The organism is Sinorhizobium sp. BG8, assembly GCF_016864555.1.
Lineage (GTDB): Bacteria > Pseudomonadota > Alphaproteobacteria > Rhizobiales > Rhizobiaceae > BG8.
On record NZ_CP044011.1, the window covers coordinates 1934839 to 1958193 of the forward strand.

Consider the following 23355-nt stretch of genomic DNA (forward strand, 5'->3'; position numbering starts at 1 on the left):
TCCATATTTCAAACGAATGCACTACATGATTGCATTGTGGATTAGTGCAATTATGAATTTGCATCATTCGAATGCAATCTATAAGGGTTTATGACGCGTTAACAATCCTGGGTTATTGAGCGATGGGAAACAGGGTATCGACCGTTCACTGCCTCTTGCTTCTCCTCGCGGGCCTGTCCGGTTGTGCCGAGTCGGCGGCAGGCTGGCAGCATCGTTACGGACCAGACCCACTTCCGCCGCCGAACGTGGTCGTTGCCTCCACGGAAAACCAGCTGAACATCATGGCGAGCCTCAGACGGGTCGCTATGGCGGATGGAACGGCAACCACGGCCGACGTCCACTACCTGACCACGCTCGCCGGCTTCAATTTCGTGGACGAGCAGTGCGACGTTTACCTGAAGGAGCTTTTCGTTCTCGATCAGGAACGCACCCGGTTGCGCAGGGGAATTGATTCCGCTGGCCTGCTGACAAACGCCGTGCTGGCGACGACGACGGCGTCAAAGGCGACCATGGCGATCACGACACAGGCATTCGGCCTCACCAGCCAGTATGTCGACGTACTTGCCAACGGCTACCTCTACGGGGTCAACGCCGCCACGATCTTCGGCATCGTCAGCAAGCTTCAGGCCGCCTATCGCGATCAGACGGACAAGGACAAGACGAAGATCAATTCCACGCCGGCTGCATATGCCCGGATCCGCGGCTACCTCCAGCTCTGCATGCCGCCCAGCATAGAAAGCAAGATCAACGAGGCGCTCGCCTCGGCAACTGCGGTCGCCGGCAGCAAGGCGACTGGTGCGACCACCGAGGGATCGGGCAGTGCGACTCAGACGAGCCTGGTGCCCGCTCAGGCCCATTAGATCAGCAATACAGGAGATTGGGCTGGGGGCAGTTCGCCGCTCCAGCCGCACCAGGGAGAAGGGAAGATGCCGAAGAAACCATCGCTACGACGAAATCTTGCCGCCGCGCTCGTCTTGGCGGGCCTCTCGCCGCTTCAGGCGTTCGCTGCCTGTCCGCTGTCGGAAAAGACCATCGACTATTTCAGCAACGCCGCGCACACGACGAAGACTGCCTCCCAGAAGGCTTTCGCCATCTCCGATGGATCCGTCCTGTTCCGCGCCCGGATGATGATCAACTTTGACGGTTACGCCAAGGCGTATCACCGGGACAACGTTGCTGGTGGCGCGGTCCTCCACCTCTGCAATGCCGCGGACGTCTACCTGCCGGACGGCAGCCACTATGTCGGCTCCTCGAGCAATGCCGTATGCACAGGCAAGTTCATGACCGACTACGCCAGGATCAGGAGCGCCGGATGGACGAACCCGGCGGTCGGCGCGATGAAGTGGTACGGCGTCCTCGCCAGGGAGAGTTTGTCCATCGGTGGCCACACGGTGCGTCCCGTGAAGCCAGTGGAGCAGGCGGACGGCTCCGGTTTCTATGTCTCCCCGACGGCACTTGCTGACACGACGATCGCAGACGAGGCCGACCAGACGCGCTACATCGACGCGACCAAAATTGCCGGTGCCGTGGTTCGCAGTCCAAGTCTCGTCAGCGAATTGTCGGTGGGCGCCGGCACCTTCGGCGTCGCCTTCGATCCCAAAGTGGGCAAGGCCGTGCCGTTCATCGTCGGCGACTTCGGTCCGCGCGTCGGCGAGGCCACGCCATTTCTCGCGCGCTCCGTCGAGAAGGTCAGCGAAAATCTGCCTTACGATCGCGAGCACCGCTACCTCGGTGGCGTCGACGAGGCCAGGATTGTCTGGATCTTCTTCCGCGGCGAGAAGATGGCGGCACCATACACCGCGTCATCGGTGGCAACCGCCGCCTCCGCCGCCTTCGAGACATGGGGAGGAGAGGCGCGCCTGAAGGAGTGCGTCTCTAAGCTGCCCTGATGCACGTTTGCCGGAGATGAGCACCGGAGACCGGATAGAGGCCGCGCGGACACGCAGGGACCTGAACCATGCCTTGCGAATCCGAAGGGCCGCGGCACCCCGCGGCGACGCCGGAATGCGGAGATGCGCGCCTTCGCGCTACCGCTCCGCCGCGCTCTGGTGCTCGGCGCCATAAAGGCGGATGTAGTGCGAAAGCTGGTCGTCTTCGAAGCCGAGCGCCCGGTAGACCTCGGCGGTAAAGGTGATCGGCGCCGTGCCCGGCGCGGTGATGACGTTGCGGTCCGAGACAGCATGCGGAACCTCACGGTAGAGTTTCTGCCCGCTATAGCCCTCGGCGCCGGCAAGAAAGTCCGGTGCGTTGCTCGTATGCTCGCGATCGTCGAGCACGCCTGCGCGCGCCAGCGCCAGCGTCGCGCCGCATATTGCGGCGATCGGCCGGCCGGTGTCGCGGAAGGCGTGTATCGAGGCGGTGAGCTCCGGTGCCGCAGGCGTTTCCCAGATCGTTCCGCCGGCGAGGACCAGCGCGTCGAAATCGAGAGGCGTGACACTTTCCAGCACGCCTGTCGAGGACACGCCGAGGCCGCCCATGGAGGTCACGGGCTGGCCGCCGGGCGTCGCCGCGATGACTTCGAATCCGAAGAACGTCCGTGCCGAGGCCATCAGCAGCCCGCACTCCCAGTCCGCGAAGCCCTCCGTCAATCCGATCGCCAGCCGTCTTGCCATTGTTCTGCTCCGCTTGGTTTATCCGAGCGACTGTACATAGCGCATGCCGGTGACCGGACCAGCCTTGAAGTTCAATTGCTCGTAGAAGCGGTGCGCCTGGAAGTTTCCGGTGGCGGCGCTGACCGAGAGGAAGCCGCAACCGGCCATGCGGGCATGCTCGCGGGCGCGGGCGACGAGATGGCGGCCGATGCCGGTGCCCCGATGGTTGTCGCGCACGAAGATCTGGTGCAGTTCCATGCCGCGCTGGCCTTCCATGGCGCGGTACATCGGGACCAGTATGGCGTAGCCGATCAGGTCCTTGCCCGCTTCCGCGACCAGCGCGGTGATCCATGGCGTGGTGCCGAAGAGATCGCGGTCGAGTGCGGCGGCCGTGATGCGGGCGCTGTCTCCGTGGCACTCGGCATGGAGCGCGATCATGTTCATCAGCGCTTGCAGGTCACCCGGCCTCGCGGCACGGATCGTCAACACCGGCGGGCGGTCGAGGGGCGTCTTTTCGGCGATTGCGGCAGTGGTATGCATCTCAGGCTCCTTCGGTTCTCTTGACCACCAGGTGCCTGAAACAACAAAGCCGCCTGATGGCGGCTTGTTGGATATGATCGAACAGCCGCTCCCTAGAGGAACAGCCAAAAATACGTTGCGGCGATGTGCGTGTTCTTGATCATGGCGGCGATATTGTCCGAATCCGCGAACTTGTCAACGGGGTTCGATGAACGCCCCATGCGCATTCCACTCCAGCAATCTCGGGGCGAGCCACACACGGAGGCCACATTTTTCCCCTAAATCTTTGATTCGGCGGGGTAAAGAATTGCGAGGAGAGTTCATATGCGAGCACACCTGAACCGGCGGGCCGTCCTGGTCGCCTCGGCGTCGGCGGCCTCCGCCGCGCTGTTTCCCGGTTTCCCGCAGGCCTCCGAGGCTGGAGAAGACATCACCCGGCGGCTCGGTGAGCTGGAGAAGTTGACCGGCGGGCGTCTCGGCGTCGCCGTGCGCGCCTTCGATGGTGATGCCGGCTTCGGGCACCGCGAGTCCGAGCGCTTCGCCATGTGCTCCACCTTCAAGGCGCTGGCCGCCGCCTGCGTGCTCAAGCGTGCGGATGAGGGCAAGGAGAGGCTCGACCGCCGCATCGTCTACGGAAACGGCGCACTCGTACCCTATTCCCCGATCACCGAGAAATTCGCCGGCAAGGAGGGAATGACGCTGGAAGGGATCTGCGAGGCGGCGATCACGCTCAGCGACAACACGGCCGGCAATCTCCTGCTCGACGTCATCGGCGGCCCGGCCGCACTCACCCAATGGCTGCGCGAGACGGGAGATGCCGAGACGCGGCTCGACCGGATCGAGCCGGATCTCAACGAGGCGAAAAAGGGCGATCCGCGGGATACGACGACGCCCCAGGCGATGCTCGCGACCCTCGGGCGGCTGGCGCTCGGCGACGTCCTGTCCGAAAGCTCGCGCCAGCGGCTCGTCGACTGGATGGTCGAGACCCGGACCGGAGATGCCCGGCTGCGGGCAGGGCTACCGAAAGACTGGCGGGCCGGCGACAAGACCGGCACCAGTGCCACGGGAGCCGCATCCGACATCGCCATCGCATGGCCGCCCGGCCGCGGACCGGTCGTCATCGCAGTCTACATCGCCGAAGCGACCGCCCCCGTGAAGGAACTGAATCCGGTCTTCGCCGAGGTAGGGGCACTGATCGGCAGTTTCACCCTTTAGCAGCTAGCTACCGGGAACCGGCCACGGAAGTGGATCCGGAGCAGCCCGCTTTCATTTACGGGCGACCACCTTCGGCGGTTGCGATCCCGGCCCATATCCCTCGGTCGTGCAAACCGGGCAGCGCCTACGGCAGTGCATAGGCGATCACATAGTCGCCCGGCTTGGTTCCGACCGAACCATGGCCGCCTGCCACGATCACCACATACTGCTTGTCACCCACCGTGTAGGTCATCGGTGTCGACTGGCCGCCGGCTGGAAGACGGGCTTCCCAGAGCTGGCGCCCGGTGGTGACGTCGTAAGCCCTGACATAGTCGTCCACTGCCGCGCCTAGGAAGGCGACACCACCCTTGGTGATCATCGGTCCACCGATGCCGGGCACGCCCACCTTGAAGGGCAGCGGAAGCGGGGTCATGTCGTAGACGGTCCCGTTCTTGTGCTTGTAGGCGATCTTGCCAGTACGGAGGTCCGCGCCCGAGACATAGCCCCATGGCGGCGCCTGGCAGGGAATGCCGAGCGGCCCCAGGAAGGGGTTGAGGAAGACGCCGTAAGGCGCGCCTTCGTTGCGGTTGAGCCCCTGTTCCGAGCCTTTCTCTCCCTCGCCCTTAGGCGGGATCTCGTCGCGGGGCACGAGCTTGGAGACGAAGGCGAGGTAGACAGGCATGCCGAACATGACCTGCCGTTCGGGATCGACCGCGACCGAACCCCAGTTGAAGGTGCCGAAGTTGCCGGGGTAGATGATGGAGCCCTGCAGGGAAGGCGGCGTATAGCGGCCCTCGTACTTGTAGCGGTGGAAGGCGATGCGGCAGGCGAGCTGGTCGAACATCGTGACGCCCCACATGTTCTTCTCCGTCAGCGGTTCCGGCATGAAGGTGAGCCCCGAGACCGGCTGCGTGGGCGCGCTGAAGTCCTCCGGTATGGTGCCTGTGGGCGCGGGCACCTCGGTGATCGGGATCAGCGGTTCGCCGCTCCGGCGGTCCAGCACGTAGATGTCGCCCTGCTTCGTGGGTCCGACGAGCGCCGGAACGACCGTGCCGTCTTCCTTCGTGATGTCGAGGAGGGCAGGCTGTGCGGGAATATCCATGTCCCACAGGTCGTGGTGGACGGTCTGGCGCACCCAGCGCACCTGCCCGGTGTTGATGTCGAGCGCGACGATGGAGGAGGAGTACTTCTCCACATGCTCGCTGCGGCCCATGCCGAGCTGGTCCGGCACCTTGTTGCCGAGCGGCACGAAGATCAACCCAAGCTCCTCGTCATAGCTCGAGACGGACCATGTGTTGGGCGAATTGGTGGTGTAGTGCTGGCCTTCCGGCAGCGGCGTCGTCTGGTCCGGATTGCCTGAATCCCAATTCCAGATCAGCGCTCCGGTATTGATGTCGAAGGCGCGGATGACGCCGGATTGTTCGTGGATGGAGTAGTTGTCGTTGACCGCGCCCCCGACGATGATCTTGCCGGCCACGGCGACCGGCGGCGAGGTGGAGTAGTAGTACCCGGCCGGATTGTACTCCATGCCCGTTTCCAGATGCAGCACGCCATTGTCCGCGAAGGTCGTGCACAGCGCCCCGGTCGCGGCGTCGAGCGCGATCAGCCGGGCGTCCGAGGTCGGCAGGTAGATCCTCTCGGCGCAGGCCGTACCAGGCGCCACTGCCGGATCCTTCCAGTAGGTGACGCCGCGGCAGGTCTGGTGCTGCCGGTCCGGGTTCATTCCGGGATTGGAATCGTACTTCCACTTCTCCTTGCCCGAGCCCGCATCGATGGCGATCGCCCAGTTATGCGGTGTGCAGACGAACAGCGTGTCTCCGATCTTGAGCGGCGTCACCTGGTAGGTCGTCTCGACGATATCGTCGGGCAGCTTCACGTCGCCCGTCTGGTAGCGCCAGACCTCCTTGAGGGTCGCGACGTTGTCGGTGGTGATCTGCGTGAGCGGCGAATAGCGCTGGCCGAAAGCGGTGCGCCCGTACTGGTGCCACTCGCCGTCCGGCACCTGGCCGCCGAGCGCCGGCGACGCGATCACCGCATCCTTCGGAAGCTCGCCGGCGATGTTCGAGGGATCCTGCGTCATGGCATAGCCGGCCACGATGACGGAAACCAGCGAAGCGACCGCGACCGGCAGGGCGCGTGCCGGATAGCGCGCGCCCGTCGGGCTTACGAAGCCGAGCGGCCGACGGATCGCCGGCAGCAGCAGCCACAGGCCGAGGAGCACGATCACGCCTCCGCGCGGTCCGAGCTGCCACCAGTCGAACCCCACTTCCCAGACGGCCCAGACGAGCGATCCGATGACGACGAGCGCATAGACCCACAACGCCGCGGGCCGCCGCAGGAACAAGAGGCTCGCTGTCACCAGGAAGCCGAGACCCACGATCACATAGTACGGGCTGCCGCCGAGCGCGATCAGCCAGGCGCCGCAGACAAAGAGCGCCGCACCGATGAGGGCGAAGACGAGAGCAGTGAGAATGAGCAGCATGAAAGCGGTCTCCCAGCAAACGGGCGCCGCCGGATAATCCCGGCACAGCGCAATTCCGAGAGGGCAGGGCGTGGTTGCCGTGCCCGCTTAAACCATCGCGTTTTCAAGCAGCCGGCGAGGAAATGCCGGGTCGTCTGAGGTCGAATTGGCCTTTAGTTCGAAACGTGCACGTAGTGAGGTCAGAACGCGATGATACACGTTCAACCAGTTCTTGCAAAAACCCCGTTCCTGCAAAAACAAAGCGGGCACCGGATGACGCCGTCATCCGGTAACAGGGCGGGGCAGTTCATGGGCAGGAGGAGCCGGAGGCGAAAATGTCAGGTCCCGCAGAAGGTCTGCAGAACCTCTTCGCCGGCCTTCGGCGGCTCGCCATAGGAGGCAAAGGCGGGCTGGACGTCGTAGGGCCGAGAGAGCACGTCGTTCAGAGCCTCGAACAGCGAGTAGTCGCCGTGCTCGATCGCCGCCGCGAGCGCTCTCTCCACCTGGTGGTTTCGCGGAATGAACGCCGGGTTGACGGATCGCATGATCTCGGCCCTTGCACTCCCCGCGTCGGTTCCGCGCGCGATCGTCCGCGCCTGCCAGGCCTCGAACCAGGCAAGTGCCGCGCCGGGCTCGGCAAAGGCGGACAGGAAGCGGTCCGGCGTGCCATCGGCCGCGGCGCCTGTGAGCCCGCGAAACGCATTGGTGAAGTCCGCCTTCTGCTCGCTGAGCAGGGCCAGGTAGGCCCGGATGAGGTCGGTGTCGCCGTCTTCCTCCGCCTCCGTGAGCCCGAGTTTGGTACGGATCGTGCGCCTCCAGTTGTCCTGGAAGCGGTCCATGAAGCGGGTCACGGCGTCGTTCGCCAGATTGACCGCCTCGTCCGGCGTGTCGTGGATCAGCGGCAGCAGTGTTTCGGCAAGCCGGGCGATGTTCCATTGGCCGATCAAGGGCTGGTTGCCATAGGCATACCGGCCCATCTGGTCGATGGAGGAATAGACCGTGCGCGGATCGTAGGTATCCATGAAGGCGCAGGGGCCGAAATCGATCGTCTCGCCGGAGATCGTCATGTTGTCCGTGTTCATGACGCCGTGGATGAAGCCGACGCCGAGCCAGCGCGCGATAAGCGCCGCTTGCCGTTCGGCCACCGCGTCGAGAAGCGCGAGCGCCGGCCGCTCGAGGCCCTTGAGTTCCGGATAGTGGCGGTCAATGACGTAGTCCACGAGTATCCGGGTGTTCTCCGTATCGCCGCGCGCGGCGAAGAACTGGAACGTCCCGACCCTGACATGGCTTGCGGCGACCCGGGTGAAGACTGCGCCGGGGAGCATCGTCTCGCGGTAGACCGGCTGTCCCGTGGTGACGGCCGCGAGCGCCCGCGTCGTCGGAATACCGAGTGCGTGCATCGCCTCGCTGACGATGTATTCGCGAAGCACCGGCCCGAGAGCCGCCCGCCCGTCGCCGCGACGGGAATAGGGGGTGGGACCTGCGCCCTTGAGCTGGATGTCGCGCCTCTGCCCCTGGCGGTCGATCACCTCGCCGAGCAGGATTGCGCGCCCGTCGCCGAGCTGCGGCACGAACTGGCCGAACTGGTGGCCGGCATAGGCCATCGCGACAGGTTCAGAGCCGGGAAGGAGGCCGTTGCCGGAAAAGATCTCCGCACCGTCCCGCTCGAGCGCGTCGACGTCGAGCCCAAGTTCCAGGCCGAGCGCCCTGTTGAACTTGACGAGTTGCGGGGCGGCGACGGGCGTGGGCTCCACGCGTGCGAAAAAGTTCTGCGGCAGCCGCGCATAGCTGTTGTCGAAGGCAACCCGTGCCTTTGCCTCGTCGGGAAGTCGTCGCGTTGCCTCGGTCATCTGCCTTCGCCCTTTGCGCGCCGGTGCGGCGCCGTATGCCCAACCTATAAGATAGGGTTGAAGGAAGCGAGCGAAAGGGGAGAGAAGGACTGCGCCGGCCGAAAAGACGGGAGAGGCCCGCCTGCCGGACGGGCCTCGTTCCTGTTCTCTCCGCTCCGACCGCCGGTTTCCTGGCCACGGCGATCCCTGTGGAGCCTTCGCAACCGCTACCCTGTCAGGCGCTCAACGCCCGCGGTGTCAGGCAGGCCTCGCAGATGGCGCCGATATGGCGATGGTCGGTTCCGCAGCACCCGCCCAGCACGCGCAACTGCGGCATGCGCTTCACCATGTCGCTATAGCGCCGCCCGAGGTCGATCGGATCTCCGGCATCGAGCGTCTCGCTCTCGTCGAGCTCGGCATGGCTCATCATTGACGCGTTGGCGCGAATGCCACCGATCCGCTTGATCCAGTCGCTGCCGTGATCCAGCGCCTCCTCGAAATGGCTCGGATGCGCGCAGTTGATCATGTAGTAGAGCGGATAGCTCCCGGTCGCCCGGTCGACGGCCGTGATCGCTTCCTCGATGGTCGTGCCGGTCACGAGCTTGCCGTCGGTCTCCACCGTGAACGAGATCACGCAAGGCATGCCCGCCTTCTTTGCAGCCCATGAGACGCCGATCGCCTCGTTGATGTTGTTGAGCGTGAAGGCCGTCACCATGTCGGCGCCGGAATCGGCGAAGGCCTTGATCTGGGCGAGGTGATAGGCTTCCGCTTCGTCGGCCTCCATGTTGCCGGCCTTGTAGCCGTCGCCGCGCGGCCCGATGGCCCCGTTGACGACGATCGGCGCGCCCGGCTTCTCGCGTTCGTCGCGGATCTCCGTGAGGAGATCGACCGCATCCTCGTTCGCCGCCCTGAGCGCCACGTCGCTATAGCCGAGCTTGTCGCCCCAGTCGGCGTTCGCCCGCCATGTCGGCGTGTCGAGCACGAAACCGGTCCCCGCCTCATCCGCAATGTCGAGATAGCGCAGGTAGTAGTCCTTCAGCTGCTGCCGTCCCTCGCGTGTGGCCAGCAGCACGAATGAAGCGAAATGCGGCAGTTCAACGCCTTCGTGGAAGATCAGCGTCGTTTCCAGTCCACCGTCGGTCAGAAATGTGCCGCCCTTGGTGAGCGGCAGGTTGCTTCTGTACTTGCTCATCTTCGGTTCACTCCCGGTTGGTCCTTCGCCGACGGCCCATGGCGTCGGTGGATGGGTGTATTTGTGCCGTTTTATTGCCTTTGAAACTAGAAGACTTGCGGTATACTTATTGCTTATTTCTAAATTACCGTTCTCTTTCAGAGAGTTGCAGTTGACGACGGAAGAGGGATTCCGAAGGGTCCGTTTCTTCCCGCTTCGAAAACCGTACCAAAGGTACAGGAGCGATCATGCGAAAGGGCGAGGAAACGCGGGGCAGGATTCTTGATGCCGCCGAGGAGGCTGTGCTGGCCAAGGGGTTCGGCGCGACCTCGATCGAGGAGCTGATCGCGGTGACCGGCATCACCAAGAGCGGGTTCTTCTATCACTTCCGTGACAAGACCGAACTCGCCAAGGCGCTCATGCAGCGCTACATTGAGGACGACGAGCAGGTGTTCGACGACGTCTTCGGGCGCGCCCGCGAGCTGATGGAAGATCCTTTGCAGTCCTTTCTCGTTGGGCTCAAGCTTCTCGCCGAACGCCTCTCGGACCTCCCCAACGGCCACCCGGGCTGCCTGATCGCGACGAGCTGCTACAACGAGCAGCTCTTCGACAAGGCGATCCAGGATATCAACCGCGGGGCCGTGCTGATCTGGCGCAAGCGCTTCCGCGGCATGTTCGAAGAGATCATGGCCGTCCACGAGCCGCGCGAGCAGATCGATGTGGACCAGCTGGCGGACATGGTTTCGACTGTGCTGGAAGGTGGCATCGTCATGTCGAAGGCGCTGAAGGAACCAGCCGTTCTCGCCGAACAGATCCTTGTCTTCCGCGGCTTCGTGAAGCTGTTGTTCGAGCGCCGGTAGAAGGAAACAACCGGCGCCTTTCGAATAAATGTCCTACGTCCTTCGTCATAGATGCAGGCCGGGGCGATGACTGCGATGCGCAGGAGCCTCTGTGGTTACCCCTATTGAAGGTAGGAGATACGGTTGTGCAACGGACACTCGCCGAAGTCTTTGCGTTGCTTGTCTTTCTAGGGCTTTCGATGGCCCTGACGGCAGCCTGGAGCGTCGACGGTCACGCTGTCTTGCTCGGCGACGGCACTGTCGCGACGCAAGGCGGTCATCTCGATCCGAGCCAGGGACGGTAAGGCCGTCTCCCCGAAGTTACCACCGGTGCCGGGCAGCCGGGACCTGAGAGCGGAACGACACGTTTCCGCCCTCGATTGAGGCTCAAACCTCCTCGAACGCCGTCTCTTCTCAGGCAGGCCGCCAGGCCTGTTCCCGGGAAACGTGCCCGCCGTTGCGACGTTCACGGCTCTCGAAAGAGCCGCAGGGACGGGCACCTCGTTCTCCCAACCGGGATCTCACATCTTTTCTGCGACCTTGACGGCAAACGCGTACTCGAAGGCGATCTCCTCGAGCCGCTGGAAGCGTCCTGAGGCACCGCCGTGGCCCGCACCCATGTTGGTGCGCAGCAGGATCGGCGCGCTGCCGGCGGCGTGCTCCCTGAGCTTTGCCACCCATTTCGTCGGCTCCCAGTAGGTCACGCGCGGGTCCGTGAGGCCCGAGAGCGCCAGGATCGGCGGATACTCCTTTGCGCCCACATTGTCGTAGGGCGAATAGGAGGCCATCAACTCGTAGAATTTCTGGGACTCGATGGGATTGCCCCATTCCGCCCATTCCGGCGGGGTCAGTGGCAGGGTGTCGTCCAGCATCGTATTGAGCACGTCGACGAAGGGCACGGCCGCGATGATGCCGCCGAACTTCTCCGGAGCCATGTTGACGATGGCCCCCATCAGCATGCCGCCTGCTGACCCGCCCTCGGCGACGATCTTCGCGTAGGACGTGAACTTCTCTTGATTCAGATAGTCCGCGGCAGCGATGAAGTCCTTGAAGGTATTGGTCTTTTTCTCCATCTTGCCGTCTTCGTACCAGGCAAATCCCTTGTCCTTGCCACCGCGGATATGGGCGATCGCATAGACGAAGCCCCGGTCGGCAAGCGACAGGCAGTTGGTGTTGAACGAGGCCGGAATGCTGATCCCGTAGGCGCCGTAGCCGTAGAGCAGGCAGGGCGCCGAGCCGTCGAGCGGCGTGTCCTTGCGATAGAGCAGGGTGACGGGAACACGCTCGCCGTCCCAGGCGGGGGCGAAGACGCGGCGCGTCACGTAGTCGGCCGGATCGTGACCGGAGGGGACCTCCTGCGTCTTCAGCAGCGTGCGCGCGCGGGTCGTCATGTCGTAGTCGAAAAGCTGCGAGGGCGTCGTCATGGAGGAGTAGGAGAAGCGGATGACGTCGGTGTCGTATTCCGCCGCCCCGGAGAGCCCCAGCGAATAGGCCTCCTCGGCGAATGCAATCTCGTGTTCCTCGCCGCTGCGGCGGTCGCGCACGATGATGCGCGGCAGTCCCTCGTGGCGCTCAAGCCAGACGAGATGGCGGGCAAAGGCCATGTGATTGAGGATCAGCGTTCCCGGGCGATGCGGAACCACGTCCTTCCAGTTTTCGCGCTCGGGCGCCGTCACCGGCGCTTCCATGATCTTGAAGTCCTTTGCGCCGTCGGCATTGGTCAGGATGTAGAAGACGTCGCCGCCTTCCGTCATCGAATATTCAAGCCCGGTGTGGCGCGGGGCGACGATGGCCGGTTCCGCCAGAAGGTCCTTCGTCGAGAGCAGGCGATACTCACTCGTCTCGTGGTCATGGATGTCGATGTAGATGAAGTCGTCCAGCAGCGAGCCGCCGACCGACATGAAGAACCCTGGGTCGTGTTCCTCGTAGACGAGGCGGTCGCTGGACTGCGGTTCGCCGAGAATGTGGTGGAAGATCTTCGACGGGCGGTGGTTCTCGTCCTGGAGCGTATAGAAGAAGCTCTTGCCGTCGGGCGCCCAGACCCCGTCGCCGCCGGTGTTCTCGATGACGTCGCCGCGGTCCTTGCCGCTTTCGAGTTCCCGCACGCGAAGCGTGAAGTACTCGGATCCCTTGTCGTCATAGCCCCAGATGCCGAGCGTGTGGTCGGTGGTGTGGTTGATGCCGGCAAGGCGGAAGTACTCCTTGCCCTCGGCCTCCCTGTCTCCGTCGAGCAGGATCGTGCGCTCGCCGCCGTCGCGCGGTTCGCGGAAATAGCGCGGCTGCTCGCCGCCGGTGACAAAGGAGGAGCCGTAGGCATAGGCGCCGTCCTTCACCGGCACGGAGCTGTCGTCCTCCTTGATGCGCCCGCGCATCTCGGCAAAAAGCGTCTTCTGCAACGCTTCGGTATCGGCCATCGCCGCCATCACATACTCGTTCTCGGCCTCGAGATGCGCGCGGATTTCCGGATCGAGAATGGACGTGTCCTTGAACATCGCCTGCCAGTTCTCGGCGCGGAACCAGGCGTAGTCGTCGGTCCGGGTGATCCCGTGCCGCGTGTCGCTCACGGGCTTCTTCGTTGCGATCGGGGCGGAAGGCAGGTTCTTGAAGGCTGACAAGGAGAACTCCGGAAAAACGGTATGGGTCAGGCCAACAGAGATAGAGAGACGCAGAGTGCGCATCAAGGCGCAATCTGCGAGCCGCCCTTACCGAAGATCCGGGTGCCCGCCAGCGGCACGATTGAATCAGAATGCGCGGACTTCGCCATAACCGTTTGAATAAAAGCGGTTTTGGCGGTGGGGCAGCGGTCTAGCGGCGCTGCCCCTTGATGTTCATGTCGAAGATGACGATGTCGAGATAGATCGGCTCGCCAGCGGCCATCTTGTAGCGGGAGCGGTGCACGCGCCCTTCGACGTTGAAGGCGATGGAGCCGCTGCTCCAGTCGGTGAGCCTGACGTTGAAGGTCTCCCGCCGCGAAACGCCCTTGGCGGTCAGCGTGCCCTCGACGACCGCCGTGTCGGAGCTTGTTTGCCGAACTGAGGTCGAGCGGAATGTCACCTGCGGAAAGTTCTCGGCGTCGAAGACCGCACTCGAGCGCAGGAAATCCGCGATCCGTCCGTCCTTCGTCGTGACGCTTCCCGGAAACAGCGTGAAGTTGACCGTCGACGCGGACACATTGTTACTGTTGATCTTGAATGTTCCCGAGAACTTGTTGAACACACCGGAAATGCCGCCGCCGCCAACCTGGTCGACGGAGAAGCCGATCCGCGACGCGTTCGCGATGCGATAGGTGCCGGCGGCGTCCTTGAGGTCGGGGGCATTGGCGAGCGCCATGGGCGCGGCCGACAGAAGCGCGGCAAGCACGCCCGCGCCGATCAGGCATACGGATTTCATGAATCACATCCTTCCTGCCGAGCCCGGCTCCTTCGAGCCTGCCGGCGTTCGATTGGCGGCATCGGGCCTTCTCCGGATGCCGAGCATGCGCGTGAGAACCTCGTCCTTCCTGAAAAGATGGTGATGGAATGCCGCCGCCGCGTGCAGGCCGACAAGCCCCAGCATGACATAGGCGGCAAGCGCGTGGACCTCCGTCCAGAAGGTCTCTGCGCTCTCGGTCTGCGCCAGCGGAAGATGCGGGAAGACGAACAGGTTGAAGAAGAAGGTCGGGATGTTGAGCGTCGAGGTCGAGGCGACCGCCCAGCCGGCAAGCGGCACGGCAAGCGTGAGGATGGCGAGCCCGACATGCGTTGCGACCGAAGCCCTCCGCTCGAGCGGCCCGAGGCCAGCCACCGCAGCCGGGTGGCCTCGAAGGATCCACCACAGCACGCGAAGCAGGGCGAGGCCCAGCACGACAAGTCCGATGGATTTGTGCCACTGGTAGAGCGAGAACTGCAGGAGAGGATCGATCTTCATCCGCCGCATCACGAAGCCGAGCGCGATGAGGCCAAGGATCAGCACTGCGATGAGCCAGTGGAGGCCGATAGCCACCCATCCGAATCCAGTATCGCGATCGCGCGCCATGACGCCTGCCTCCTTGGAGGGATGTTTAAACAGACGTTAGTGGAGAGGCGTTTATTCCTTTCCGCAGCGTTTGGGTGCCCAGCCTGTGACGGATGACAAGCAGGAATGGGCCTGGCGCGGGAGCGTCACAGTTCAGACGCTTTTGCGGCGAATGGAGATGCGCAAATGATCGATCAACCAGGTCCCGCAGGCAGATTGCGCACGATGCTACGTTTCCTCTCCTCAGTGGCGCTCGCGCTTGTGCTTGCAACCCCGGCATCTGCGTCGCCCAAGCTTCTGGAGCCGAAACTCCACTTCGGCAAGGGGCATGACGGCGGGCTTCGCGTGGCGCTGACCTTCGATGCCTGCATGGGCAAGGTCGACAAGCGGATCCTCTCGGTTCTCCTCGAGGAGCATATCCCGGCGACCCTCTTCGTGACCGCCCGCTGGCTGAAACACAATCCTGAAGCGACCGCCGTGCTGCTCGCTCATCCAGACCTTTTCGAAATCGAGAATCACGGCGCCATGCATGTGCCGGCGGTGGATTATCCGGCTTCGATTTACGGGATCACCGCGGGTGGCTCTCCGAGGCCGTCGCCCGCGAGGTTGAGGGCGGCGGTGCCGCCATCGTGGCGGCGGGCGCGCCGCAGCCCCACTGGTTCCGGGGCGCAACGGCGAAGTACACGGCGACGTCCATCGCCGAGATCGCCAAGCTCGGCTACCGCATCGCGGGCTATTCCATCAACGGCGACGACGGCTCGCTGCTCGGCGCAAAGGCGGCCCGGAAGCGGATCGCCGCCGCGCGCGACGGCGACGTCGTGATCGCCCACATAAACCAGCCGACGCATGCGGCCGGAGAAGGCGTCGCCCAGGGAATTCTAGACCTGAAGGCGAGGGGGGCGACCTTCATTCGCCTGTCGGAAGGTTCCGATCAGGTGCCGGTGCCGGCACTCTGAACATGCCTTTCGGGGCCGTATGCCTCGTCACCGCGCCGACCTGAGCGTCCGCTGGGTGTGGTCGATGAAGGCGCGGACCTTCGCCGTCTGGGCGTGCCGGTCGAGATAGCAGGCATAGAAATCGAAGGGTTCGTGCTCGACGGCGGCAATGCCCGCTGACGGGTCGCCGGCAAAGAGCGGCACCAGCTTCCCCTTCTCGATGAGCGGCGCGGAAATGAAGCTGCCGATCCGCGCAATACCGGCGCCCGAGAGCGCAAGCTCCGCCAGCGTGTCGATGTCGTTGCTGACGACCGTTGCCCTCAGCTTCGGCTCGAAGCGGACGCCGTCGCGCAGGAAGGCCCAGCGAAACAGCCGGCCGTGGACCGGCAGCCGGTATATCAGGCAGTCGTGATGCTCCAGCTCCTCCGGCGTCTTCGGCATTCCCTTGCGGGCGATGTAGGAAGGGGAAGCACAGATCGGCATAGGCACGGAGACGAGCTTGCGCGCGATGAGGGCGGGTTCGAGCTGCTGGCCGAACCTGACGGAGATGTCGATGCTCTCCGCGATATGGTCGATCGCCCCATCGTGCATCACGAGTTCGACGGAGACGTCCGGGTAGCGCTGGATGAAGGACGAGACGGCGGGTGCCAGCACATGGCGGCCGAAGGCGACCGAGGAGGCGATGCGCAATTCTCCGCGCGGCGTGTCGTCCCGGGGCGCGATGGCTGCCGCGGCAAGATCGAGGTCCTCGATCACGCCTCGCACGCGACCGAAATAGACCTTGCCGCTTTCGGTGAGGCCGAGGCGCCGGGTCGTGCGCTGGAGCAGGCGCGTTCCGAGCGACTTTTCCAGGCGCGCGATGCTCTGGCTGGCGGCGGCAGGTGTGATGCCGAGGCGGCGTGCGGCCGCCGCGATACTGCCTTCCTCGACGCTGCGAACGAAGGCTTCTATGCCCTTGAGCGTATCCATTAATTTGTGTCGTGGTTCGAGTGCCTATTCGATAGTTTCGCTTAATACTGAACCAGCCGATCAAAGGCTACCGCCCGCCGGCAAAATTCGTAGGTTGGCACCCCACGCTCATCGATGGAGTTTCAATGTCGAACGACCAGCGCTCTTCCGGCAGCCGCACGATTGCCCGCAAGCTTCCACCACAGGCCGTGCCCTACGCCTTCGCCTTCTTCATGGCCGGCATCATGGCTTTCCTCATGTGCTGCACGGTCGTGGCGGCCAATACCGGCATCGACGCCGGTTATCCCTTGCGCGTGCTGAAGTCCTACCAGTTGGCGATGCCGGTCGCCTTCTTCGGCGTGCTCGTCGTGAGGCCGATCGTGGTCCGGCTCGTCGGCTTCGTGTGCCATCCGCACTAACAGGCCTGACCGCACTAATAGGTCTGATGATCGCGAACGCGGCATCAACCCGGCAGGTCGGGCCGGTTCTTGCGGCCGGGCCGCAGTTCGTCGGCGATCGTCATGCCGATGATCGAGATCGGCAGCGCCAGCATCGCACCCGCCGCGCCCCACATCCAGCTCCAGAAGATGATGGCCGAGAAGACGAGGAACGGGTTGACCTCGAGCCTGCGGCCCATGATCGCCGGCATCACCAGGTTTTCCATCAGCAGGTGGACCGTGAAGAACGCGGCCGCGGGAGCAAGGCCCGCCATGATCGTCTCGTGCGTCAGAAGACCCGCCACGCCGAACGCCAGCGTGATCGCGGCAATTCCGAGGAAGGGCACGAAGCTCGAGAGGAAGGCAAACAGTCCCCACAGCAAAGGGTTACCCAGCCCCGCGACGAACGCGATGATCGCGGCGATGATCCCGAGCCCGCAGTAAACCAGAGCCGCGGTCGCGAAGTAGAAGCCCAGCGCGCCGTCGATAGCGTTGAGGACGCGGATCGTCGAAAGGCGCTGATGCCGATGCGGGAAGGCGAGGATCAGCATCCGGCGCAGCTTGATGCGTCCGGACAGGAAGAGCGCCAGCGCGGCGAAGAAAATGAGCGTCTGCAGCAGCGCGGGAGTGAGGCTCGCCGAAACGATCGAGAGCACGCTGCCGGTATTCTGCAGCAGCACCTCGGGGGAGATCGACCCGAAGGAAAGCGAGCCCGGCGTCATGCGCAGCCAGGGAAACCTTTCCAGCATCGGGGTTACGCGCTCGATCGCGTGGCGGACGATCTCGGGTGCCCTGGACGCCAGTTCCATCATCGGATCGACGAGCGCGCCGGCCATCAGGAAGACGCCCAGCCCAAGGGCGGTGGTGAGCAGGATTGCCGTCATGAGCGGAGGGATCCCGAGCGCGACGAGCTTCTCGGAGGTAAGCCCGAGGATGAGCCCGATGACGACCGCAAAGCACATGGGGATGAGGATCTGCGCCATGAAGGAAACGGTGGCGGCCGCGAGGATCACGAAGATGCCGATTGCGGCCCAGGCGGCCGTGATGTCGAGCCCCGTCTTGCGTTGCCGGACATACTGGACGGGTCCCTGCTTTACACCCGGCAGTCCGCTCTTTTCCTTCGTCGAGAGATCCCCGTTTCGTGTTTCTGGCCGGCGCAAGGTTTCGTGCATGTCGATATCCCCCGTGTGGCCCTTCGAACGTACGAAGTCGATGGAAGTTCCGCGCGGCGTGACCCGGTTGCGAAAATCTTCGCGACCGGACGCACATCTTCGTGAGCGCACGTGCCCTGAAATGACCACATTGGTTGCCGAGGTCGGCGGCCGACCGCTTCAGACGGAATCAAGAGCAAGAATGATCAAGAGATTTACCACCTTCGCCGTGGGCCTGACCCTGGCTTCCTCCGCGCATGCAGTCGACGGCAGCGTCAGGCGGCAGCTCGAGGCACTCAGCCCCGAGGAGAGGATCGAGCAGCGTTGCGACATGGAGGCGATGGAGCAGATCGGCGGCGCCAGGAAGGGATTTCGCCCTGACAAGGTGATCGCCTATGCCTTCGGCGACCCGAAGCAGTCCGAGGATCTGCTGAAGACCCGTGGGGCCGTGTTCCGCAGCAAGGGCGAATGGTACCGGCTGGCCTATCGCTGCGAAACGACGGCTGACGGGCTCGACATCCGCTCCTTCAAGTTCAAGATCGGCGAGAGGGTCCCGCGCGAGGACTGGCAGGCGCACTACCTCTACGATTGAGGCGTGCGCCCTTTGTAAATCAGGCGACCAGGTTGAGGCCGATGCCCCAGGGGTCGATCAGCGACAGCCTCTCGCCCTGACGGGTCGTGGGGATTTCCAGTTCCTCGAGCTTCTTGGCGGCGGTCTCGAATTTGGCCGCGTCGTTGAACTGGATCGTGTAATCCGAAAGCCCGGTCATGTTGCTCTGCCGCTTCGGCTGGCCGCGCGAATTCCAGACATTGGCGCCGATGTGGTGGTGATACTTGCCCGAGGCGAAGAAGCTTGCGCCCGGATACCGCGCCATGAGGTCGAGGCCCAACACGTCGCGGAAGAAGCCGTCGGCCTCGGGAATATCGGAAACCTGAAGGTGGATATGGCCAATGGCCGTTCCGTCCGCCTGGCCGCCCCAGGACTCCTTGGGGCTTTCGTCGTAGAGCTTCTGCAGGTCGAGCGGCAGCGTGGCCATCTTCACGGTGCCGTCGGGCACGTAGTTCCACTCCGAGCGGTCGCGGTCGCGATAGATCTCGATGCCGTTGCCTTCCGGGTCGTCCAGGTAGATCGCCTCGCTGACGAGATGATCGGAGGCGCCGGTAAGCGCAATGCCGCTATGGGCGGCATGGACCAGCCAGCGTCCGAGCTCGAAGCGGTCCGGTACGAGAAACGCCGTGTGGAAGAGGCCGGGGGCGTTGCGCGGCGCGCGCGCCGCATTGGCGGCGGTCGTCAGCGTCAGCAGCGGGCGTCCGGCGACGCCAAGCGTCTGTCCGAATGCCGACTTCTCGAGCACGGAGAGACCCATCGCCTTCTGGTACCAGTCGGAAAGCATCGGCAGGTCGGAAACCACGAGGTGGGAGTGGTCGATGTAGGCCGGCATGTCGAGGGCGTGGGTCGGCTGGGTTGCGGTCGTCTCGGTGGTCATTCTGGAAGTCTCCGCATGCGGGGCGCCGCCCGGCACGGCCGCCAGTCCTGCCGCCGTCAGGCTCAGGAAAGTTCGGCGGTCGATCGCGGCCATGTCTAACCCCTTGGTTGCGGCTTCTTGCGAAACCGGTGTGTTGACCCGGAATATGGCGAAGAAGCCGTGTTCAAGGAAGTCCAACGATTGACGAATTACTGTCAACGCCACGTTGACAATGCGGTTTCGAATCCGAAGAGAAAGTCTTCGTTATTCTTGGTTGCAGCATGTTATTGTCATGTTCCAAACGCCGGCGGTCGTTTTGGCTGGCCGGTGCCACCGAATGGAGGAACGCGATGCTGGATACGGCTCACTTCAAGACTATCCTCCTTGACCGGAAGAACGAACTCGACAGGCGGCTTGGCCGCATCGAGGCGGACCTCGGCTCTCCCATGGATCCCGACAGCGAAGAGCGCGCGACGGAGCGGGAGAACGACCAGGTGCTCGAAGAGTTCGGCAATGAGGGGGTGAAGGAGCTGCAGGCCATCAATGCGGCCCTGGACCGGATCCGGGCAGGGACCTTCGGCATCTGCGCCAAATGCGGCAATCCTGTCTCTCCGGCCCGGCTGAAGGCGGTTCCCTATGCCGCACTGTGCGAGGAATGCATCGCGACTTGATATCCGGGCGTCATCAAATGTGAGCACGCGTCGCCTGTTCCCGACATTGATTTCCGACGGTTGGGACGTCACGGTAATAGTTCGGGTATGGAACGACGGCCATGGAAAACGACCCTGTACGGTGGGAGTATGACCGGCATGAACTGATCGCCGACGGCGTTGTTCACGCGGTCGGTGTCGTTCTCGCGCTGATAGGGGGAACGGCCCTGATCTTCTACGCCACCGTCTTCTCAAGCCACGGCCAGATGGCGGCGTCATGGATCTACGGCGTCGGCCTCGTGGTGGCGCTGGGAGTATCCTTCGCCTACAACCTATGGCCGGTATCCCCGTCAAATGGCATCTGCGTCGCCTCGATCATTCCGCCATTTTCGTGTTGATCGCGGCGACATATACGCCCTTCCTGCAAAGAGGCTGGCAGGATCCGCTTCTCGCGGCCATGCTGGTCGGCATGTGGCTGATGGCTGTGCTGGGAATCGCGCTCAAGTTGCTCTTGCCGGCGCGCTTCGACAGGATTTCGATCGTCATCTATCTCGTGATGGGCTGGAGCGGCCTCCTTGCCGTGGGGCCCTTGATCTCGACGCTGTCGGCAACGACCATGACCCTCATCGTGACTGGCGGGGTGCTCTATTCACTCGGCGTCATCTTCCATGTCTGGCAGAACCTGCGCTTCCAGAACGCCATATGGCACGCCTTCGTCGTCGCAGCGGCAGCGGTCCATTACATGGCGGTGGTCACGTCCGTCAGCGCCGCGGCGAGCGGCCTGTAGATCCGGCGGCGGGACCCCTCCAGTCCCGGCCGTCAGGTTCGGCAATCTTCAAGTGACAGCGTTTCAATTGGCTGCGGGCGCGACCGTCGGCGCACTCGCGCATCCCCCGACCGGACGGAATGACCTGACGAGACGCAGGGTCGGCTTTTCCATGTCGGGCTTCAGGCCCTCCGGGAACTCGAGGACGAAATAGCCGGCGGCACCATCGCAAAGCGCGACCGCGCGATAGTAGAAGATCGTGCCTGCCTTGAGGCCGGAATAGCTCGCCCAGCCGTCGGTCTCGCGCTGGTAGGTGACGTTCCATCCGTCGCCCTTGTACCATTCGAGCCGTTCGGCTGCTTCCGTCCGCAACGACTTGCCGCCGAGATGCTGTGCCCACACGGCGAGCGTCACTTTCCCATCCGCCGAGCGATAGTTCCACCCGTCGCCGTTGTCGGCCTGCTGGGTAACTGCGTAGCCGGACGGTATGTCGATCACGAAGCCGAACCTCGGATCGACGTAGCGGCCACGATCGGCAGCGATGCTGGCTGCGGCCAGAAAGAGTGCGAGGCCGTAGACGATCAGGCGAATAAGCACGGCATTCTTCTCCCGACTTGTTCCCGCCGGGGCGAAGAATTCCTCCCTCGTTCACCCCGATTTCAGAACGGTGACGAGATAGCGGCAACTTTTGTTCGCATCGTTCACGAAAATGCAGTCTGCGGGCGGTCCGAGCGCCAGGCAGTCTCCGGCATCGAGCCGATGCGTGGTTTCTCCCTCGACGAAGGTGAGGGTGCCTTCGATGACCCGGATCATCTGGCGCACGAAGGTGAAGGCGGCGGCGGGATAGGCGACCCGGGCACCCGGTGGGAGTTCCACCTCGACGATCTCGAGCGGCGCGCCGGCGGGCGGAGAGACATGGCGTCGGCGGTACCCGGTTTCCGGATCGGTCCAGACCGGCTGGTCGGCATTTCGAAGCAGTCGCTCGGTGCCGGCCTCGGCCCGAGCGATAAGCGTGGAGACGGAGAGGCCGAAAGCGCCGCACAGCCTGCCGAGCAGGGCGGCCGTCGGGCTGCTCTCGCCACGTTCGATCTTGTGGATCATCGCCCGCGAAACGTCGGCGCGCGCCGAAAGATCGGTGAGCGACCAGCCGCGGGCTTCCCGTTCGGCCCGGACCCGTTCCCCTAGACAGAGATCAAAATTGTCTGATAAAGTGGACATAACGAAACCATAGTGGACGAAATTCAATGAAGCAAGATGTGATCGTGCGGGACGCGACAGAGGCTGACCTGCCTGCAATCCTCGATATCTACAACGACGCCGTCGCCAATACGACGGCGATCTGGAACGATGTCGTGGTGGATCTCGATAACCGGATCGACTGGTTCCGCGGCCGCATGGCGCGTAAATTTCCGGTTCTCGCAGCCGAACGCGACGGCCGGGTCGTCGGCTACGCTTCCTATGGCGACTGGCGGGCCTTCGACGGTTATCGCCATACGGCCGAGCACTCGATCTACGTCGATGGAAACGCCCGCGGGGGAGGCATCGGGACGCTGCTTCTGGCCGCGCTTGTCGAGCGCGCCCGCCAGAACGGCATCCACGTGCTGATCGCCGGCATCGAATCGGAAAACGCGGCCTCGATCCGCCTGCACGAGAAACTGGGCTTCCGCGTCGCCGGGCGCTTCTCCGAAGTGGGTGTGAAGTTCGGCCGCTGGCTCGATCTCACATGCATGGAGCTGAGGATCGATCCCTGATGCATGTCCCCGGATGTGGGAATCCGTTTCGGCACAGGGACATGCACAGGCAGGTGTCGGATGCCGTCAGGACGACGGATCCTCGTCGAAGGTGAGGGCGACGCCGTTCATGCAGTAGCGCAGCCCCGTCGGTGCCGGTCCGTCGGGAAAGACGTGGCCGAGGTGGGCGTCGCAATCGGCGCAGCGTATCTCGACGCGGTTCATCCCGTAGGACAGGTCGCGATGATTGGTGACCGCATCCGGCGCGATCGGCTGGTAGAAGCTTGGCCAGCCGGTTCCGGAGTTGAACTTCGTCTCCGAACGGTAGAGTGGCCTGTCGCAGCAGACGCAGCGATAGGTCCCCTTCTTCGAGATGTCGAAGTCCGGGCTGGAGAAGGCGCGCTCGGTGCCGTGCTCGCGGGTGATGCGGTACTGTTCCGGCGTCAGCTGCGCCCGCCATTCCGCATCGGTTTTCTGCACCTTGAGTTTTGTGGTTTCGGTCATGGCATACTCCCTTTGCCCTGAGATGTAGGGGCGCAACCGGGCGAATGCAATTGTTCCGGGTCGCCGGCAAGCGCCCAGCCGGCGACTGTCGCGAGGGCCGGCGCTCTCCCGAAACCCGCCGCGAGGCCCGGTTGAACGGTAGCGACCGCTTTTCCCCGGCTTCTTGCCCGG

The 23355-nt window shown here is 63.8% G+C and carries 23 protein-coding genes and 2 pseudogenes; 11 read left to right on the plus strand and 14 right to left on the minus strand.

Translation table 11 applies throughout. The annotated features are described in order from the left end of the window. The first annotated feature begins 122 nt into the window (after positions 1 to 122). Together F3Y30_RS08975 and F3Y30_RS08980 are read left to right on the plus strand one after the other, a co-directional pair. Positions 123 to 860: a hypothetical protein gene (locus F3Y30_RS08975; protein ID WP_203426099.1), complete on the plus strand. Its 738-nt coding sequence runs from the start codon at positions 123 to 125 to the stop codon at positions 858 to 860. A 66-nt stretch (positions 861 to 926) separates the two neighbouring features. Beyond that, positions 927 to 1889 (plus strand): hypothetical protein, encoded by a 963-nt coding sequence (locus F3Y30_RS08980; RefSeq protein WP_203426100.1) that lies wholly within the window; start codon positions 927 to 929, stop codon positions 1887 to 1889. Between the two features lie 138 nt (positions 1890 to 2027). Here F3Y30_RS08980 and F3Y30_RS08985 read toward each other — a convergent pair whose 3' ends face one another. Then, positions 2028 to 2612: a type 1 glutamine amidotransferase family protein gene (locus F3Y30_RS08985; protein ID WP_203426101.1), complete on the minus strand. Its 585-nt coding sequence runs from the start codon at positions 2610 to 2612 to the stop codon at positions 2028 to 2030. Between the two features lie 18 nt (positions 2613 to 2630). Further along, on the minus strand, positions 2631 to 3131 hold the full coding sequence (locus F3Y30_RS08990) for a GNAT family N-acetyltransferase (protein WP_203426102.1): 501 nt from the start codon (positions 3129 to 3131) through the stop codon (positions 2631 to 2633). A 303-nt stretch (positions 3132 to 3434) separates the two neighbouring features. On the opposite strand from F3Y30_RS08990, the gene bla reads away from it, so the two are divergent. Beyond that, entirely contained in the window at positions 3435 to 4325 is an 891-nt protein-coding gene (gene bla, locus F3Y30_RS08995) for a class A beta-lactamase (RefSeq protein WP_203426103.1), read from the plus strand. 124 nt (positions 4326 to 4449) lie between these two features. Here bla and F3Y30_RS09000 read toward each other — a convergent pair whose 3' ends face one another. The 3 genes from F3Y30_RS09000 to F3Y30_RS09010 form a co-directional block, all read right to left on the minus strand. Beyond that, on the minus strand, positions 4450 to 6786 hold the full coding sequence (locus tag F3Y30_RS09000; RefSeq protein WP_203426104.1) for a glucose/quinate/shikimate family membrane-bound PQQ-dependent dehydrogenase: 2337 nt from the start codon (positions 6784 to 6786) through the stop codon (positions 4450 to 4452). Between the two features lie 317 nt (positions 6787 to 7103). Continuing rightward, complete coding sequence (locus F3Y30_RS09005; protein ID WP_203426105.1) at positions 7104 to 8615, minus strand: protein adenylyltransferase SelO; 1512 nt, start codon at positions 8613 to 8615, stop codon at positions 7104 to 7106. A 214-nt stretch (positions 8616 to 8829) separates the two neighbouring features. Beyond that, on the minus strand, positions 8830 to 9786 hold the full coding sequence (locus F3Y30_RS09010) for a homocysteine S-methyltransferase family protein (protein ID WP_203426106.1): 957 nt from the start codon (positions 9784 to 9786) through the stop codon (positions 8830 to 8832). 227 nt (positions 9787 to 10013) lie between these two features. Here F3Y30_RS09010 and F3Y30_RS09015 point away from each other — a divergent pair, with 227 nt between their 5' ends. After that, a complete protein-coding gene (locus tag F3Y30_RS09015; protein WP_203426107.1) occupies positions 10014 to 10625 on the plus strand; it encodes a TetR/AcrR family transcriptional regulator in 612 nt (203 codons plus the stop codon). Positions 10626 to 10750: 125 nt separating this feature from the next. Then, positions 10751 to 10909 (plus strand): hypothetical protein, encoded by a 159-nt coding sequence (locus tag F3Y30_RS09020; protein ID WP_203426108.1) that lies wholly within the window; start codon positions 10751 to 10753, stop codon positions 10907 to 10909. Between the two features lie 216 nt (positions 10910 to 11125). Here F3Y30_RS09020 and F3Y30_RS09025 read toward each other — a convergent pair whose 3' ends face one another. The 3 genes from F3Y30_RS09025 to F3Y30_RS09035 all read right to left on the minus strand — a co-directional run bounded on the left by F3Y30_RS09025 (position 11126) and on the right by F3Y30_RS09035 (position 14618). Next, positions 11126 to 13219 carry a S9 family peptidase gene (locus F3Y30_RS09025; RefSeq protein ID WP_203426109.1) on the minus strand — a complete coding sequence of 698 codons (2094 nt, stop codon included), beginning with the start codon at positions 13217 to 13219 and terminating at the stop codon, positions 11126 to 11128. A 190-nt stretch (positions 13220 to 13409) separates the two neighbouring features. Then, complete coding sequence (locus F3Y30_RS09030; RefSeq protein WP_203426110.1) at positions 13410 to 13994, minus strand: YceI family protein; 585 nt, start codon at positions 13992 to 13994, stop codon at positions 13410 to 13412. A 3-nt stretch (positions 13995 to 13997) separates the two neighbouring features. Further along, positions 13998 to 14618 carry a cytochrome b gene (locus tag F3Y30_RS09035; protein WP_203426111.1) on the minus strand — a complete coding sequence of 207 codons (621 nt, stop codon included), beginning with the start codon at positions 14616 to 14618 and terminating at the stop codon, positions 13998 to 14000. A 204-nt stretch (positions 14619 to 14822) separates the two neighbouring features. On the opposite strand from F3Y30_RS09035, the pseudogene F3Y30_RS09040 reads away from it, so the two are divergent. Continuing rightward, a pseudogene (locus F3Y30_RS09040) lies at positions 14823 to 15553 on the plus strand (polysaccharide deacetylase family protein). Positions 15554 to 15580: 27 nt separating this feature from the next. Here F3Y30_RS09040 and F3Y30_RS09045 read toward each other — a convergent pair. Beyond that, positions 15581 to 16501 carry a LysR family transcriptional regulator gene (locus tag F3Y30_RS09045; protein ID WP_203426112.1) on the minus strand — a complete coding sequence of 307 codons (921 nt, stop codon included), beginning with the start codon at positions 16499 to 16501 and terminating at the stop codon, positions 15581 to 15583. Positions 16502 to 16626: 125 nt separating this feature from the next. Here F3Y30_RS09045 and F3Y30_RS09050 point away from each other — a divergent pair, with 125 nt between their 5' ends. Next, positions 16627 to 16899, plus strand: a complete 273-nt coding sequence (locus F3Y30_RS09050) for a DUF2798 domain-containing protein (RefSeq protein ID WP_203426113.1) — start codon at positions 16627 to 16629, stop codon at positions 16897 to 16899. A gap of 44 nt (positions 16900 to 16943) precedes the next feature. Here the strand turns inward: F3Y30_RS09050 and F3Y30_RS09055 are convergent, their stop codons facing one another. After that, positions 16944 to 18089: an AI-2E family transporter gene (locus F3Y30_RS09055; RefSeq protein WP_203426114.1), complete on the minus strand. Its 1146-nt coding sequence runs from the start codon at positions 18087 to 18089 to the stop codon at positions 16944 to 16946. A 181-nt stretch (positions 18090 to 18270) separates the two neighbouring features. Between F3Y30_RS09055 and F3Y30_RS09060 the strand changes: the two genes are divergently transcribed. Next, on the plus strand, positions 18271 to 18660 hold the full coding sequence (locus F3Y30_RS09060; protein WP_203426115.1) for a DUF930 domain-containing protein: 390 nt from the start codon (positions 18271 to 18273) through the stop codon (positions 18658 to 18660). A gap of 19 nt (positions 18661 to 18679) precedes the next feature. Here F3Y30_RS09060 and F3Y30_RS09065 read toward each other — a convergent pair whose 3' ends face one another. Continuing rightward, positions 18680 to 19555, minus strand: a complete 876-nt coding sequence (locus tag F3Y30_RS09065; RefSeq protein ID WP_246752964.1) for a VOC family protein — start codon at positions 19553 to 19555, stop codon at positions 18680 to 18682. Positions 19556 to 19887: 332 nt separating this feature from the next. Here F3Y30_RS09065 and F3Y30_RS09070 point away from each other — a divergent pair, with 332 nt between their 5' ends. Continuing rightward, complete coding sequence (locus F3Y30_RS09070) at positions 19888 to 20205, plus strand: TraR/DksA family transcriptional regulator (RefSeq protein ID WP_203426543.1); 318 nt, start codon at positions 19888 to 19890, stop codon at positions 20203 to 20205. Between the two features lie 101 nt (positions 20206 to 20306). Next, a pseudogene (locus tag F3Y30_RS09075) lies at positions 20307 to 20971 on the plus strand (hemolysin III family protein). A 63-nt stretch (positions 20972 to 21034) separates the two neighbouring features. On the opposite strand, the gene F3Y30_RS09080 reads toward F3Y30_RS09075, so the two are convergent. Both F3Y30_RS09080 and F3Y30_RS09085 read right to left on the minus strand, forming a co-directional pair. After that, positions 21035 to 21547, minus strand: a complete 513-nt coding sequence (locus F3Y30_RS09080; RefSeq protein WP_203426117.1) for a hypothetical protein — start codon at positions 21545 to 21547, stop codon at positions 21035 to 21037. Positions 21548 to 21598: 51 nt separating this feature from the next. Next, positions 21599 to 22168: an XRE family transcriptional regulator gene (locus F3Y30_RS09085; RefSeq protein ID WP_203426118.1), complete on the minus strand. Its 570-nt coding sequence runs from the start codon at positions 22166 to 22168 to the stop codon at positions 21599 to 21601. Positions 22169 to 22194: 26 nt separating this feature from the next. Between F3Y30_RS09085 and F3Y30_RS09090 the strand changes: the two genes are divergently transcribed. Then, on the plus strand, positions 22195 to 22701 hold the full coding sequence (locus tag F3Y30_RS09090; RefSeq protein ID WP_203426119.1) for a GNAT family N-acetyltransferase: 507 nt from the start codon (positions 22195 to 22197) through the stop codon (positions 22699 to 22701). Positions 22702 to 22767: 66 nt separating this feature from the next. Here the strand turns inward: F3Y30_RS09090 and msrB are convergent, their stop codons facing one another. Then, entirely contained in the window at positions 22768 to 23184 is a 417-nt protein-coding gene (gene msrB, locus F3Y30_RS09095; RefSeq protein WP_203426120.1) for a peptide-methionine (R)-S-oxide reductase MsrB, read from the minus strand. Positions 23185 to 23355 lie beyond the last annotated feature (171 nt).

Bases quoted from the DNA above. Each gene is read 5' to 3' on its own strand.
- F3Y30_RS09005 (WP_203426105.1), bottom strand. From the start codon at position 8,615: ATGACCGAGGCAACGCGACGACTTCCCGACGAGGCAAAGGCACGGGTT.
- F3Y30_RS08975 (WP_203426099.1), top strand. From the start codon at position 123: ATGGGAAACAGGGTATCGACCGTTCACTGCCTCTTGCTTCTCCTCGCG.
- F3Y30_RS08980 (WP_203426100.1), top strand. From the start codon at position 927: ATGCCGAAGAAACCATCGCTACGACGAAATCTTGCCGCCGCGCTCGTC.
- F3Y30_RS09055 (WP_203426114.1), bottom strand. From the start codon at position 18,089: ATGCACGAAACCTTGCGCCGGCCAGAAACACGAAACGGGGATCTCTCG.
- F3Y30_RS09045 (WP_203426112.1), bottom strand. From the start codon at position 16,501: ATGGATACGCTCAAGGGCATAGAAGCCTTCGTTCGCAGCGTCGAGGAA.
- F3Y30_RS09065 (WP_246752964.1), bottom strand. From the start codon at position 19,555: ATGACCACCGAGACGACCGCAACCCAGCCGACCCACGCCCTCGACATG.
- F3Y30_RS09010 (WP_203426106.1), bottom strand. From the start codon at position 9,786: ATGAGCAAGTACAGAAGCAACCTGCCGCTCACCAAGGGCGGCACATTT.
- F3Y30_RS08990 (WP_203426102.1), bottom strand. From the start codon at position 3,131: ATGCATACCACTGCCGCAATCGCCGAAAAGACGCCCCTCGACCGCCCG.
- F3Y30_RS09050 (WP_203426113.1), top strand. From the start codon at position 16,627: ATGTCGAACGACCAGCGCTCTTCCGGCAGCCGCACGATTGCCCGCAAG.
- F3Y30_RS09085 (WP_203426118.1), bottom strand. From the start codon at position 22,168: ATGTCCACTTTATCAGACAATTTTGATCTCTGTCTAGGGGAACGGGTC.
- F3Y30_RS09035 (WP_203426111.1), bottom strand. From the start codon at position 14,618: ATGGCGCGCGATCGCGATACTGGATTCGGATGGGTGGCTATCGGCCTC.
- F3Y30_RS09000 (WP_203426104.1), bottom strand. From the start codon at position 6,786: ATGCTGCTCATTCTCACTGCTCTCGTCTTCGCCCTCATCGGTGCGGCG.
- bla (WP_203426103.1), top strand. From the start codon at position 3,435: ATGCGAGCACACCTGAACCGGCGGGCCGTCCTGGTCGCCTCGGCGTCG.
- F3Y30_RS09015 (WP_203426107.1), top strand. From the start codon at position 10,014: ATGCGAAAGGGCGAGGAAACGCGGGGCAGGATTCTTGATGCCGCCGAG.
- msrB (WP_203426120.1), bottom strand. From the start codon at position 23,184: ATGACCGAAACCACAAAACTCAAGGTGCAGAAAACCGATGCGGAATGG.
- F3Y30_RS09060 (WP_203426115.1), top strand. From the start codon at position 18,271: ATGATCAAGAGATTTACCACCTTCGCCGTGGGCCTGACCCTGGCTTCC.
- F3Y30_RS09090 (WP_203426119.1), top strand. From the start codon at position 22,195: ATGAAGCAAGATGTGATCGTGCGGGACGCGACAGAGGCTGACCTGCCT.
- F3Y30_RS08985 (WP_203426101.1), bottom strand. From the start codon at position 2,612: ATGGCAAGACGGCTGGCGATCGGATTGACGGAGGGCTTCGCGGACTGG.
- F3Y30_RS09030 (WP_203426110.1), bottom strand. From the start codon at position 13,994: ATGAAATCCGTATGCCTGATCGGCGCGGGCGTGCTTGCCGCGCTTCTG.